Origin of the sequence: Enterobacter sp. BIDMC92, assembly GCF_001030225.1 — a bacterium.
GTDB classification, from domain to species: Bacteria; Pseudomonadota; Gammaproteobacteria; order Enterobacterales; family Enterobacteriaceae; genus Enterobacter; species Enterobacter sichuanensis.
Genome location: NZ_KQ087598.1, coordinates 3,533,365 through 3,546,939 on the forward strand (window position 1 = coordinate 3,533,365; position 13,575 = coordinate 3,546,939).

Below are 13,575 nucleotides of genomic sequence, written 5' to 3' on the forward strand. Positions count from 1 at the left end.
CAGAGCGCCCGGCAGAAGCCGGGCGCGGAAACTTATCAGGAGCCCAGACGGTAGTTCGGGGACTCTTTGGTGATCGTCACGTCGTGAACGTGGCTCTCCTGGATACCCGCACCGCTGATGCGTACGAATTCCGCTTTAGTACGCAGCTCGTCAATGGTACCACAGCCGGTCAGGCCCATACAGGAGCGCAGGCCGCCCATCTGCTGGTGAATGATCTCTTTCAGACGGCCTTTATACGCTACGCGACCTTCAATACCTTCCGGCACCAGTTTGTCTGCGGCGTTATCGGTCTGGAAGTAACGGTCAGAGGAACCTTTGGACATCGCGCCCAGGGAGCCCATACCGCGGTAAGATTTGTAAGAACGGCCCTGGTAGAGTTCGATTTCGCCCGGGGATTCTTCGGTACCGGCCAGCATGGAGCCCACCATCACGGCGGAAGCACCCGCGGCGATGGCTTTCGCGATATCGCCAGAGAAGCGGATACCGCCGTCAGCGATTACCGGAATACCGGTGCCTTCCAGCGCTTCTACCGCGTCAGAGACGGCGGTGATCTGTGGAACGCCCACGCCGGTGACGATACGGGTGGTACAGATAGAACCAGGGCCGATACCTACTTTCACCGCGCTGCAGCCAGCTTCAGCCAGCGCGCGAGCGCCTGCGCCCGTTGCCACGTTACCGCCGATGATCTGCAGATCAGGGTATTTAGCACGGGTATCACGAATACGCTGCAGCACGCCTTCGGAGTGGCCGTGCGAGGAGTCAATCAGCAGCACGTCAACGCCTGCGGCAACCAGCGCGTCAACGCGCTCTTCGTTACCTGCACCGGCGCCAACCGCAGCCCCGACGCGCAGACGGCCATGTTCGTCTTTACAGGCGTTAGGTTTACGTTCTGCTTTCTGGAAGTCTTTAACGGTGATCATGCCGCGCAGGTGGAAGTTCGCATCCACCACCAGCGCTTTCTCAACGCGTTTTTCATGCATTTTTGCGAAGACCACGTCACGGGCTTCACCTTCGCGTACGGTGACCAGACGCTCTTTCGGCGTCATGTACACGCTGACAGGCTGGTTCAGGTCAGTCACGAAACGCACGTCACGACCGGTGATGATGCCCACCAGCTCGTTCGCTTCGGTCACAACCGGGTAACCGGCGAAACCGTTACGTTCGGTCAGGGCTTTCACTTCGTGCAGGGTGGTGGTCGGCAGTACGGTCTGCGGGTCAGACACGATACCGGATTCATGTTTCTTCACGCGGCGAACTTCTTCCGCCTGACGCTCGATAGACATGTTTTTGTGAATAAAGCCGATGCCACCTTCCTGTGCCAGGGCAATAGCCAGGCGCGCTTCAGTCACGGTGTCCATTGCCGCAGAGAGCATAGGAATGTTCAGGCGAATGGTTTTCGTCAACTGCGTGCTGAGATCGGCAGTATTCGGCAGAACGGTGGAGTGAGCGGGAACGAGGAGGACGTCGTCAAACGTCAGTGCTTCTTTAGCGATACGTAGCATGGGCAATATCTCTGACCTGGGTGGTTAAATATTGCCGTGGCATTATACAGAGCGTAACCGATTGCATCCACACTTTTTTATAAAAAAACCTTGCACTCCCCTCTCAGCAGGTTACTATCGACTGAATAACTTGCTGATTTAGAATTTGATCCCGCTCACATGTTATCCTCGCAATCCCCCTCAATTTTTACTGTCAGCCGCCTGAATCAGACGGTGCGTTTGCTGCTTGAGCAGGAAATGGGGCAGGTCTGGATCAGCGGTGAAATCTCTAACTTCACGCAGCCCTCCTCCGGCCACTGGTACTTTACGCTAAAAGACGATACCGCCCAGGTGCGCTGCGCGATGTTTCGCAACAGCAACCGCCGCGTCACGTTTCGTCCTCAGCACGGCCAGCAGGTGCTGGTACGCGCCAATATCACCCTGTATGAACCGCGCGGTGATTATCAGATTATCGTCGAGAGCATGCAGCCTGCGGGCGAAGGTCTGCTGCAGCAGAAGTATGAACAGTTAAAAGCGAAACTGACGGCAGAGGGTCTGTTCGACCAGCAGTTCAAAAAGCCCCTGCCCTCACCGGCTCACTGCGTGGGGGTTATCACCTCAAAAACCGGTGCGGCACTGCACGATATTTTGCACGTGCTCAAGCGTCGCGACCCTTCCCTGCCCGTCATCATTTACCCGACCGCCGTTCAGGGTGACGATGCGCCGGGCCAGATTGTGCGCGCCATTGAACTGGCGAACGCCCGTCAGGAGTGCGACGTCTTAATCGTCGGACGCGGCGGCGGCTCGCTGGAAGACCTGTGGAGCTTTAACGACGAGCGCGTGGCGCGGGCAATCTTTGCAAGCCAGATCCCTGTTGTGAGCGCAGTCGGCCACGAAACCGACGTCACGATCGCCGATTTTGTCGCGGATTTACGTGCGCCTACGCCATCCGCGGCGGCGGAAGTGGTGAGCCGCAACCAGCTGGAGCTGCTGCGTCAGCTTCAGAACGGCCAGCAGCGTCTGGAGATGGCGATGGACTACTTCCTCGCCAACCGCACCCGTCGCTTTACCCAGCTTCATCACCGTCTTCAGCAGCAACATCCGCAGCTGCGTCTGGCGCGTCAGCAAACCGTACTGGAGCGCCTGCGCCAGCGCATGAACTTCGCGCTGGATAGTCAGCTTAAGCGCGCGGTCTCGCGCCAGCAGCGCGTGACGCAGCGCCTTAACCAGCAGAACCCGCAGCCGAAAATTTACCGCGCGCAAACGCGGATTCAACAGCTGGAGTATCGTCTGGCGGAGACTGTTCGCGCGCGTCTGAGCACCACCCGCGAACGTTTCGGCAATGCGGTGACCCATCTTGAAGCGGTCAGCCCCCTCTCCACGCTGGCGCGCGGCTACAGCGTGACGACGGCGACGGACGGCAAAGTGCTCAAGCAAACCAAACAGGTGAGCGCCGGCGATGTGCTGACCACCCGCCTGTCGGACGGCTGGGTCGAAAGCGAAGTGAAATCAATTAAACCGGCGAAAAAGCCGCGTCAGCGAAAAACCGGATAATTCTTCGCCGGTTAGAAACTATACTGCTGCTATTCCCTTTTATTCGGCCTTGCCAGAACTAAGGAGAGCAGCATGTCCCATCTTTACAGTGTCATTCCTCCCTATATTCTTCGTCGCATTATCGAAAGCGGTTCCGAGCCGCAGCAGCGCTGTGCCCGCCAGACCCTGACCCATGTCCAGACGCTGATGGCGCACATGCCCGGCAAACCTGCCGCACCGCACGTGAGCAAAGCCGGACAGCTTGAGCGTGATATCTACGATGCGAAGCAGACCCAGGAGCTACCGGGTACGCAGGTGCGTTATGAAGGTCAGCCGTCGAACGGCGATGTGGCTGTCGATGAAGCCTACGATTATCTGGGTATCACCCATGATTTCTTCTGGAAAGAATATCAGCGTGATTCGCTCGATAATAAAGGGCTTATTTTAACCGGCACCGTGCATTACGGCCGGGAATATCAGAACGCCTTCTGGAACGGCCAGCAGATGGTCTTTGGCGATGGGGACGGGGAAATCTTTAACCGCTTTACCATCGCCATTGACGTGGTAGCGCACGAGCTGAGCCACGGCGTCACCGAGACCGAAGCCGGGCTTATCTATTTTGAACAGTCGGGTGCGCTGAACGAGTCGCTGTCAGACGTGTTTGGTTCGCTGGTTAAACAGTACCATCTGAAGCAAACCGCCGATAAAGCAGACTGGCTGATTGGCGAAGGACTGCTGGCAAAAGGTATCAACGGCAAAGGGCTGCGCTCGATGTCTGAACCGGGCACCGCCTACGACGATCCACTGCTCGGCAAAGACCCGCAGCCCGCTCACATGAAAGATTTCATCAAAACGCGTGAGGATAACGGCGGCGTGCACCTGAACTCCGGCATCCCCAACCGGGCGTTTTACCTGGCCGCGACGGCGATCGGCGGCTACGCCTGGGAAAAAGCGGGTTATGCCTGGTACGACACAGTTTGCGATCGTAATCTGGCGCAGGATGCGGATTTTGAGGCCTTCGCAAAACTGACGATAGCGCACGGAGAGAAACGCTCCGGTAGCGATGTTGGGGCGGCCATAAAACAAGCCTGGGAACAGGTGGGAGTGCTGTAAATGCAGGTTCCGGAACTGACGGATGACGCCGTGGTTGAGCTGGCCCGGGAAGGCGGCGTCGCTTTTATTCCTAAGCTAAGCGGCCAGCGTACCATCGCGCTTTCGTCCCTCAACGAGGCCCAGCGCCAGCGTCTGGTGAGCATCCTTGAGCAGGCCTTTCCGCGCGGCCAGCCGCCGGGACAGGCCTCGTCACCCGGCAGCGGTGACCAGCGCTATTTCCGCATCCAGATTATCTGGACCGGTCAAAATCAGGCGCACTACACCGATATCATCGTGCTGGTGCCGGAGCAGGAAGCGCCCGAGTCGCTGGTCGAGCTGTGGAAGAAAGGCGAAGGCTGCGTGTGTGATTAACCTTCGGCCCGAACAAACTCCACGCGTTTTTTAGAGATAAGACCGTGGCCGTTCTGGCAGAAATAGTCCACCGCCCCGCAGGCTTTTAAGACCTGGAGTGGCTGATGGCACTCCGGGCAGCGGGCTTCGAGCGCAATATCCTTATCACAGCTCGCGCAGTGCGCTACCCCATTCTGCGGCTCAAGCGGTGCCTGGCAATCCGGGCAGGTAATCGTCATGGTGACTCCTTCAAAGCGTTGAGGTCTGAGGTGATTTTACCACGTCGCGGTCAGTGCGGGCCACGCAGCTGTTGCTGTAATGCCAGCAGCAGTTGCACTTCCGCTATCCTGCGGCGCGTCGTGCGGCTCACCTCGTGCGGATCCCGCTCAAACAGGCTTCTGGTGCCCAGGATCTGTTCTGCAAGGCAGTGTTCGTAGATCGTGCCGGGAATTGTCCAGCATTGACGCGTCTCGCCATCGATCACCTCCAGCACATCTTCACTGCCGCGCCGGTCATGACTGATAATGCGCCCGTCGCGCAGGCAGAGGCGTATCCCCTTTTTCCCGCCCGCCGGTCCCGCATATTTGTTAAGCCAGATATCCACCGGCACGCCGCTGATACGCCCCTGAAGATGCGCCTCGCCTTCCGCCGTGGTCAGGTCTCCTTTTGTGATAGCGCGACCCAGGCGATCTTTAGCCGTGACGACCCGCAGTTTCATATCGTCATTGCCGCCCAGATAGCGCACGGTTTCTCGCAGCATCGCCAGCACATGTGTACCAATATCCAGGATCACGCCGTCAGGGTGGCGAAACGTGCGGGTATCCGGCTCGCCGGTGGCAAAGTTAAGCGCGATGGGTTCGCCTGCGGCGTTACACCCGCTCGGCTCCTCTAAAAAGCCGTCGATTTTGACGATGTCAGAGACGCTGCTTACCAGCGACCGTTTCACCGTTTCGAGGCGCGCCATCCAGTGGTCGAGCGCCAGCACGCGGGGCGCCACGCCGGGGCGTGCCAGCAGCGCGTTGAGCTTTTCGATTTGTGAAAGCGTGGCGACAATCGGTTTTTCAACCACAATCCGCGCAACGGGCGAGGCAATGGCCTGCTCCAGCACCTCAAGGTGGTGTAGCGACGCGGTGGTGATAAACAGAATATCAAGCGGTGCGGCAAGAAGCTCCGCAAGCGAGGAGCAGCGCGTGACGCCTTCAGGGTGCTTTGTGGGGAGAACATCAAACCCAAAACAGCAAACCGGGTGACCAAAAAGGTGACGCAACGCGGGGAGATATGCGGTTTCCACGACCGCGCCAAGACCAACAAATCCTAACTGCATAGTTTCACCTCAGGGAATAGCGTGCCGGGGCGTAACGCCTGCCCCGGCACGCTGAGGTGTTATGAGGCGCTAGCAGCCGGTTTAGTCTGCGCATTTTCCAGCATGCGGCGCACCGGAACAATGAGGACGATCAGTACCGCGGCACAAATCAGCAGCGCGATGGAGCAGCGCGCGAACAGGTCCGGCAGCATATCCAGCTGGTCGGCCTTCACGTGGCCGCCAATCAGGCCCGCCGCCAGGTTACCCAGCGCACTCGCGCAGAACCACAGCCCCATCATCTGGCCGCGCATTCTTTCCGGCGCCAGCAGCGTCATGGTCGCCAGACCAATCGGGCTCAGGCAGAGCTCACCCAGCGTCAGCATCAGAATGCTGCCCACCAGCCAGAACGGCGACACGCCCGCCCCGCCGCTGCTCAGCACGTTTTCGGCCGCCAGCATCATCAGGCCAAAGCCCGCCGCGGCACACAGAATGCCGATGACAAACTTGGTGATACTGCCCGGGCGAATGTTCATACTCGCCAGCTTCGGCCATGCCCAGCTGAACACCGGTGCCAGCAGAATAATGAACAGGGCGTTGATCGACTGGAACCACACCGCCGGAATTTCAAAATCACCGATCATGCGGTTAGTGTAGTCGTTGGCGAACAGGTTGAACGAAGTTGGCTTCTGTTCAAACGCGGACCAGAAGAACGCGGCCGAGATCAGCAGGATAAAGCAGACCAGCAGCCTGGCGCGCTCTTTGCGGTTCAGGCCCGCAAAAACAAACAGATAAATAAAATAGAGGGCAACGGATGCCGCGATGACGTAAACCAGCACGCTGGCTACCGCAACCGGGTTAATCACAATCACGCCTTGCGCAATCAGCGTCACGAGAACCGCAACACCTACCGCCAGGGCCAGCAGCCAGGCACCTACGCCGTTACGTTTCACGACCGGGCTGTTCCAGGTAGAGTCCAGGCCGACTTCGCTGTCATAGCGTTTCATTGCCGGAACGGCAAATACGCGGAAGATAATCAGCGCGACCAGCATCCCGATACCGCCAATGCCAAAGCCCCAGTGCCAGCCGTGGGTTTTGATCAGCCAGCCGGAAATCAGCGGCGCGATGAACGAACCCATGTTGATGCCCATATAGAACAGCGAGAAGCCGCCGTCACGACGCGCGTCGCCTTTTTTATACAGGGTACCGACCATCACCGAAATACAGGTTTTGAACAAGCCGGAGCCGAGAACGATGAACATCAGGCCGATAAAGAACAGGTTATCGCCCATGATGGCCGACAGCGCAATCGACAGGTGACCGAGCGCAATCAGAATTGAACCGTACCAGACGGCTCTCTGCTGGCCGAGCCAGTTATCGGCCAGCCAGCCCCCCGGCAGCGCGGCCAGATACATGGTGCCGGCAAAGATCCCGACAATCGCCGAGGCATTTTCACGCGCCAGCCCCATCCCGCCGTCATAGACGGTGGCGGCCATAAACAGAATCAGTAACGGACGAATGCCGTAAAACGAGAAACGTTCCCACATCTCGGTGAAAAATAGCGAGCCGAGGGGATACGGATGGCCGAAGAACGTTCGGCTCTCTTTTTGATTAACAGAGGATTGCATAATTCTCCCGAAAGGTATGTCGTCGTGCTTGTAAACACCAGCAGGTACGCCAGCCAGTTACGTATCTGGCCGATTTTTTACCTGTGGCGAAAAGTTGGTTAACCATTTGATAACCAGGCGCTAGTTTTGTCTAGTACCGGACCCTGGACTTTAAGATGAAAATTCGACGATTGTCTACTTTCTTAGATTTAAACATGGTTAAAAGTGAATAGTGATTGACATCACACAGAGAAAACCGACGGTATGATTGGGCAAAAAAAAGCCCGCGATAAACGCGGGCTTTCGTATGTTCAGCAAAGTTTATTTGCTTTTCTTAATGTGCTTAATCAAACGCTTACGCTTACGCATCTGGTTTGGCGTCAGGGTATTGCGCTTGTTGGCGAACGGGTTTTCCCCTTCCTTGAACTGAATACGTATAGGCGTGCCCATCACGTCCAGCGATTTACGGAAGTAGTTCATCAGATAGCGCTTGTAGGAATCCGGCAGGTCTTTTACCTGGTTGCCGTGAATCACCACGATTGGCGGGTTATAACCACCGGCGTGAGCATATTTCAGCTTCACGCGACGGCCGCGCACCAGCGGCGGCTGATGGTCTTCAGCAGCCATATTCATGATACGGGTCAGCATGGCGGTACTCTGACGACGGGTGGAGCTATCGTAGGCTTCACGCACGGACTCGAACAGGTTACCCACACCGCTGCCGTGCAGCGCAGAGATAAAGTGTACGCGAGCAAAGTCGATGAAGCCCAGACGGAAGTCGAGGGTCTCTTTCACCTGCTCACGAACTTCATTGCTCAGGCCATCCCATTTGTTGACCACGATAACCAGTGAGCGCCCACTATTGAGGATAAAGCCGAGCAGAGAGAGATCCTGATCGGAGATACCTTCGCGCGCATCAATGACCAGCAGCACCACATTGGCATCTTCAATGGCCTGCAGGGTTTTGATGACAGAGAATTTTTCCACCACATCGGTGATTTTTCCGCGCTTACGCACCCCGGCGGTGTCGATGAGGACATATTCACGCTCATCGCGCTGCATCGGGATGTAAATACTGTCACGGGTGGTGCCCGGCATGTCGTAAACGACCACGCGCTCCTCACCCAGAATACGGTTAGTAAGTGTAGACTTACCTACGTTTGGACGACCTACGATGGCCAGCTTGATCGGCAGATCCTGCGGGTTGAAATCGTCTTCAGGCTCTTCTTCTTCGCCCGCTTTGCCGTCTTCAAACTGCGCCCAGTATTCCGCGTCTTCGTCCACCTCTTCCGGCGGGTTAACTTCGTCAACCCACGGCAGCAGAACAGTTTCCAGCAGACTGGTTACGCCGCGGCCATGCGATGCGGCAATCGGGTAGATCTCACCCAGACCCAGTGACCAGAAGTCAGCAATAGCCTGATCGGCATCGATACCGTCAGTTTTGTTCGCCACCAGGAAGGTCGGTTTTTCACGCGAACGCAGGTGTTTGGCGATAGCGGAGTCCGCCGGCATCAGGCCAGCGCGCGCGTCCACCATGAACAACACCACGTCGGCTTCTTCAATCGCCAGCAGCGACTGTTCCGCCATGCGGGTTTCCACGCCATCTTCCGTGCCGTCAATACCACCGGTATCAATACAGATGAACTCGCGTCCTTCTACTTCTGCACGACCGTACTTACGGTCACGCGTCAGCCCCGGGAAATCCGCAACCAGCGCATCACGGGTGCGTGTTAAACGGTTAAAAAGAGTGGATTTTCCAACGTTAGGGCGCCCGACAAGCGCGACCACAGGTACCATGTTTGAAGCCTCATTAAATTCAAAATAACGTCGCTTTCGCAGCGTTTTTAAAAATGTCAAAACGGCTCCTGTGTGAACAGGAGCCGTTTAGTATACTACAACCGCCGGGTAATTAACGCGTGATCGCGTACAGCGTGCCGTCTTTTGCCTGAATCAGCAGTTTGCCGTCAGCCACAACCGGGTCGGTCAGGAAACCAGAACTGTCGACTTTTTGCTGGGCGACAAAGCGGCCATTATCCGGATCGATCCAGTGCATATACCCTTCGCTGTCACCGACCACCAGGCTACCGTTGTAGAGTGCCGGTGCAGTCAGCAGACGGTGCAGCAGATCGCTTTGCGTCCACAGCGTCACACCGCCTTCGGTGCTCAGCGCCAGCAGGCGATCGTTCTGGTCAACCATATAGATGCGGTTACCGTCAACGATGAAATCATTCACCGAGCCCAGCTCACGTTTCCACATGATCTGGCCGCTGCGCAGATCCAGCGCGGTCAGGTTGCCGTTATAGGCCAGAGCGTACACCACACCGTTAACGATAACGGGCGTGGTGTCTACGTCGCTCAGACGGTCAATTTCCGTTGAGCCAGTGGCCTGGGAGATACGCTGCTGCCAGATCATCTGGCCCTGCTGCATCAGCACGGCGCTCACACGACCGTTGTCACCGCCCACAATGGCAGCACCAAATGCGGTAGCCGGTGCGGATTCACCGCGCAGGGAGAGCGCAGGCATATCCAGGTTTACGGTCCATTTCACCAGACCGTCCGCTTCGTTCAGCGCCTGCAGCTGGCCGTTGCTGGTATGAATCAGCACCAGACCGTCGCTCACTACCGGACGAGACAGGGACTCACCCGCCACGGTCGTTTGCCAGGCGATGGAGCCGTCGCTGCTGTTCAGGGCATAAACCTGTGCTTTTTCGCTGCCCACGTAAACGTGGCCACCGGCAACAGTCAGGCCGCCAGACAGCAGTGCAGGTTTACGGGAGAACCAGCCGTCTTTTTCCGCCAGGTTAACAGACCACACTTCTTTTCCATCATCTGCGTTCACCGCTTTCACGGTACCTTTGCGGTCAGCCGCATAGATTACGCTGTCGGCAAAAGCCGGATGCAGGTTGGAATAGAAATCACCAATCCCATCGCCCACGGAGGTGCTCCATGCGGTGGAGGGAGTAAACTGGTTTTCAACCGTCGGCAGTGGGGACATTTTCACAACGTCTTCTTCGCCACTGAACAGTGAACAACCACTCAATAACGTAACAGAAAGCAGTCCTGGCAGAAGTAATTTACGCAATTGCATCGGGTCCCTCTCAGACGGACAAATTATTTATTTTCATCTGCATCATTTCGCTCAGCGCAGGTGATGCTTTGCTATCCACGCCAGCTTGCCACGCTTTACGCGCGCCCGCTTTGTCACCTTTGCTCAGCAGTGCTTCACCGCGCAGATCGGCAACGATGGCAGCAAAACCTTCGCCTTTGATGGTATCGAGCGTTTTCAGCGCATCGTCAGCTTTTTTCTGCTGAACCTGAATACGTGCCAGGCGCAGGTTGATCACCGCTTTCAGGTTTTCATCGCTGGCCGCAGCAAGGCCCTGGGACAGCTGGGCAGCGGCTTTATCCAGTTCGTTGTTATCAACGTACTGCTGAGCCACTTCCAGCGCAGCCAGTGCACCGTAGGTGTTTTTGTTGTCAGCGGCAAATTTTTCTGCCGCCGCCAGCGTTTGCGGCTGATCGGCACGAATGGCACTCACGGTATTTTCATAGGTCAGAGACGCGCCGCGCGCGGAATCCGCCTGATGATTGTTCCAGTAGCGCCAGCCAATCAAGGCACCCACACCTAAAATAACGCCAACCACCAGTGCTTTGCCGTTTTCAGCAAAGAAGCGTTTGATCGCGTCGACCTGATCGTGTTCGTTCTCGTAAATTTCCACGCAGTCCTTCTCCTTAGCCCAATAGAGTGCGCAAGTGCGCCGCAACGCCGTCCTGCGTTACCGTTGTCTGCTCACCAGAGCGCAGGTCTTTCACCACGACTTCGCCGTTAGCCACTTCGGACTCACCCAGCACCAGTGCAATACTTGCGCCCCACTTATCGGCACGAGCAAACTGTTTTTTGAAGTTGCCGCCGCCATGGTTGGTCATCAGCTTCACCGTCGGCAGCGCATCGCGCACGCGTTCGGCAAGCTGCATCGCCGCAGACTGCGTTTCCGCGCCTGAGGCTACCAGGTATATATCGACAACGGAATCTGCTTTAAATTCCGGATTAACTGCCTGAACCAGCAAAACAAGTCGCTCAAGGCCCATCGCGAAGCCAACCGCAGGCGCGGCGCGACCGCCAAGCTGCTCTACCAGACCGTCATAACGACCGCCTGCACACACGGTGCCCTGCGAGCCGAGGCTGGTGGTAACCCACTCAAACACGGTGCGGTTATAGTAGTCCAGACCGCGCACCAGACGCTGGTTCACGGTGTAGGCAATGCCCGCCGCTTCAAGCTGATTGCACAGACCTGCGAAGTGTTCGCGAGATTCGTCGTCCAGGTAGTCACCCAGTGCAGGCGCATCGTTCAGCAGCGCCTGGACATCTGCATTTTTTGAATCCAGTACGCGCAGCGGGTTGCTGTACATACGACGTTTGCAGTCTTCGTCCAGCTTATCTTTATGCTGCTCCAGGAACGCCACCAGCGCGTCACGGTAGTTAGCGCGCGCTTCCAGTGAACCGATAGAGTTCAGTTCAAGAGAAACGTGCTCAGAGATGCCCAGCGCACGCCACCAGCGGGCGGTCAGCATAATCAACTCGGCGTCGATGTCTGGCCCCTGCAGACCAAAGACTTCCACACCCAGCTGGTTGAACTGGCGATAACGACCTTTCTGAGGACGTTCGTGGCGGAACATCGGGCCGATATACCACAGGCGCTGCTCCTGATTGTACAGAAGACCATGTTCGATGCCGGCGCGTACGCAGCCCGCCGTACCTTCCGGACGCAGGGTCAGGCTGTCGCCGTTGCGGTCCTCAAAGGTATACATCTCTTTTTCAACCACGTCGGTCACTTCACCGATCGCGCGTTTGAATAACGGGGTCTGCTCTACAATCGGCAAACGGATTTCGCTGTAACCGTAGCTGCCGAGCACCTGCTTCAGCGTGCCTTCAATGCGCTGCCAGATGGCGGTTTCGCCAGGCAGATAATCGTTCATGCCGCGGATAGCTTGAATGTTTTTTGCCACGTTTATTCTCTTTCTATATACAAAAAAAACCCAAAGAATGGGTTCAATCATACATGGGAAGCTCGCGGCTTCCCATCACGTTATTTTTCAACCTGCTGAACGCTGATACGCTGTGTCTCGTCCATCATGGCGGCTTTAGCACGGATACGGGCTTCAAGCTGGTCGATCATGTCACTATTATCCAGACGATCTTTACGAACGCCATCTTCATAGAGACCACTTTTCTTGTTACCGCCGGTAACGCCCAGGGTTGACACCAGTGCTTCACCCGGACCGTTCACCACGCAGCCGATAATCGAGACGTCCATCGGGGTGATAATATCTTCCAGACGTTGCTCCAGGGCATTCACCGTACCGATCACATCAAACTCCTGACGTGAGCAGGTTGGGCAGGCAATGAAGTTGATCCCGCGCGAACGGATACGCAGTGATTTCAGAATATCGAAACCGACTTTGATCTCTTCAACCGGATCGGCCGCCAGCGACACGCGCAGGGTATCGCCGATCCCTTCTGAGAGCAGCAGCCCCAGACCGATCGCGGATTTTACAGAACCGCTACGCAGGCCGCCCGCTTCGGTGATCCCGAGGTGCAAAGGCTGATCGATCTGTTTTGCCAGCAGACGGTAAGATTCCACCGCCAGGAAAACATCGGACGCTTTCACACTGACTTTGAACTGATCAAAGTTAAGACGATCCAGATGATCAACGTGACGCATCGCGGATTCAAGCAACGCCTGCGGCGTAGGCTCACCGTATTTTTCCTGCAGATCTTTTTCCAGGGAACCGGCGTTAACGCCGATACGGATAGGAATATTTTTGTCACGGGCGCAGTCCACAACCATGCGGATACGCTCTTCGTTACCGATGTTGCCCGGGTTAATGCGCAGGCAGTCGACGCCGTATTCGGCCACTTTCAGTGCGATGCGGTAGTCGAAGTGGATATCCGCGACCAGAGGAACGCTGACCTGCTGTTTGATCAGCTTGAACGCTTCGGCGGCATCCATGGTCGGGACGGAGACGCGAACGATGTCCGCGCCTACTCGCTCTAATGCTTTGATTTGATTGACCGTGGCTTCCACATCGGTGGTGCGCGTATTGGTCATCGACTGAACGGCGATAGGTGCCCCATCGCCGACTGGCACATTCCCAACGTAAATCCGTTTCGATTTTCTACGTTGAATCGGAGCCTGGTTATGCATGAAAA

Annotated in this window: 12 protein-coding genes; 3 read left to right on the forward strand and 9 right to left on the reverse strand. The window is 56.7% G+C overall.

Annotated features, from left to right (window positions below):
* Window positions 1-35 precede the first annotated feature (35 nt).
* Window positions 36-1,502 carry an IMP dehydrogenase gene (gene guaB / locus SP99_RS16520; protein WP_047959224.1) on the reverse strand — a complete coding sequence of 489 codons (1,467 nt, stop codon included), beginning with the start codon at window positions 1,500-1,502 and terminating at the stop codon, window positions 36-38.
* A 159-nt stretch (window positions 1,503-1,661) separates the two neighbouring features.
* Here guaB and xseA point away from each other — a divergent pair, with 159 nt between their 5' ends.
* The 3 genes from xseA (at window position 1,662) to SP99_RS16535 (ending at window position 4,478) form a co-directional block, all read left to right on the forward strand.
* Complete coding sequence (gene xseA, locus SP99_RS16525) at window positions 1,662-3,035, forward strand: exodeoxyribonuclease VII large subunit (RefSeq protein WP_045284582.1); 1,374 nt, start codon at window positions 1,662-1,664, stop codon at window positions 3,033-3,035.
* Between the two features lie 72 nt (window positions 3,036-3,107).
* On the forward strand, window positions 3,108-4,127 hold the full coding sequence (locus SP99_RS16530; protein WP_025757699.1) for a M4 family metallopeptidase: 1,020 nt from the start codon (window positions 3,108-3,110) through the stop codon (window positions 4,125-4,127).
* Window positions 4,128-4,478 (forward strand): protealysin inhibitor emfourin, encoded by a 351-nt coding sequence (locus SP99_RS16535; RefSeq protein WP_025757698.1) that lies wholly within the window; start codon window positions 4,128-4,130, stop codon window positions 4,476-4,478. It begins immediately after the preceding gene.
* On the opposite strand, the gene SP99_RS16540 is transcribed toward SP99_RS16535, so the two are convergent.
* The 8 genes from SP99_RS16540 to ispG form a co-directional block, all read right to left on the reverse strand.
* Entirely contained in the window at window positions 4,475-4,696 is a 222-nt protein-coding gene (locus SP99_RS16540; RefSeq protein ID WP_025757697.1) for a zinc ribbon domain-containing protein, read from the reverse strand. The genes SP99_RS16535 and SP99_RS16540 overlap by 4 nt on opposite strands.
* Window positions 4,697-4,746: 50 nt before the next feature.
* A complete protein-coding gene (locus SP99_RS16545; protein WP_047959225.1) occupies window positions 4,747-5,781 on the reverse strand; it encodes a Gfo/Idh/MocA family oxidoreductase in 1,035 nt (344 codons plus the stop codon).
* 59 nt (window positions 5,782-5,840) lie between these two features.
* A complete protein-coding gene (locus SP99_RS16550; protein WP_047959226.1) occupies window positions 5,841-7,385 on the reverse strand; it encodes a peptide MFS transporter in 1,545 nt (514 codons plus the stop codon).
* Window positions 7,386-7,685: 300 nt separating this feature from the next.
* Window positions 7,686-9,161: a ribosome biogenesis GTPase Der gene (gene der, locus SP99_RS16555; protein WP_047959843.1), complete on the reverse strand. Its 1,476-nt coding sequence runs from the start codon at window positions 9,159-9,161 to the stop codon at window positions 7,686-7,688.
* Between the two features lie 112 nt (window positions 9,162-9,273).
* A complete protein-coding gene (gene bamB / locus SP99_RS16560; protein ID WP_025757693.1) occupies window positions 9,274-10,452 on the reverse strand; it encodes an outer membrane protein assembly factor BamB in 1,179 nt (392 codons plus the stop codon).
* A 10-nt stretch (window positions 10,453-10,462) separates the two neighbouring features.
* Window positions 10,463-11,083 carry a YfgM family protein gene (locus SP99_RS16565; protein ID WP_047959227.1) on the reverse strand — a complete coding sequence of 207 codons (621 nt, stop codon included), beginning with the start codon at window positions 11,081-11,083 and terminating at the stop codon, window positions 10,463-10,465.
* A 13-nt stretch (window positions 11,084-11,096) separates the two neighbouring features.
* Window positions 11,097-12,371: a histidine--tRNA ligase gene (gene hisS / locus SP99_RS16570; RefSeq protein ID WP_047959228.1), complete on the reverse strand. Its 1,275-nt coding sequence runs from the start codon at window positions 12,369-12,371 to the stop codon at window positions 11,097-11,099.
* An 80-nt stretch (window positions 12,372-12,451) separates the two neighbouring features.
* Window positions 12,452-13,570 (reverse strand): flavodoxin-dependent (E)-4-hydroxy-3-methylbut-2-enyl-diphosphate synthase, encoded by a 1,119-nt coding sequence (gene ispG, locus SP99_RS16575; RefSeq protein WP_025757688.1) that lies wholly within the window; start codon window positions 13,568-13,570, stop codon window positions 12,452-12,454.
* Between the last annotated feature and the right edge of the window lie 5 nt (window positions 13,571-13,575).

Bases quoted from the DNA above. Each gene is read 5' to 3' on its own strand.
- guaB (WP_047959224.1), bottom strand. From the start codon at position 1,502: ATGCTACGTATCGCTAAAGAAGCACTGACGTTTGACGACGTCCTCCTC.
- SP99_RS16550 (WP_047959226.1), bottom strand. From the start codon at position 7,385: ATGCAATCCTCTGTTAATCAAAAAGAGAGCCGAACGTTCTTCGGCCAT.
- SP99_RS16540 (WP_025757697.1), bottom strand. From the start codon at position 4,696: ATGACGATTACCTGCCCGGATTGCCAGGCACCGCTTGAGCCGCAGAAT.
- xseA (WP_045284582.1), top strand. From the start codon at position 1,662: ATGTTATCCTCGCAATCCCCCTCAATTTTTACTGTCAGCCGCCTGAAT.
- ispG (WP_025757688.1), bottom strand. From the start codon at position 13,570: ATGCATAACCAGGCTCCGATTCAACGTAGAAAATCGAAACGGATTTAC.
- SP99_RS16535 (WP_025757698.1), top strand. From the start codon at position 4,128: ATGCAGGTTCCGGAACTGACGGATGACGCCGTGGTTGAGCTGGCCCGG.
- SP99_RS16530 (WP_025757699.1), top strand. From the start codon at position 3,108: ATGTCCCATCTTTACAGTGTCATTCCTCCCTATATTCTTCGTCGCATT.
- SP99_RS16545 (WP_047959225.1), bottom strand. From the start codon at position 5,781: ATGCAGTTAGGATTTGTTGGTCTTGGCGCGGTCGTGGAAACCGCATAT.
- der (WP_047959843.1), bottom strand. From the start codon at position 9,161: ATGGTACCTGTGGTCGCGCTTGTCGGGCGCCCTAACGTTGGAAAATCC.
- bamB (WP_025757693.1), bottom strand. From the start codon at position 10,452: ATGCAATTGCGTAAATTACTTCTGCCAGGACTGCTTTCTGTTACGTTA.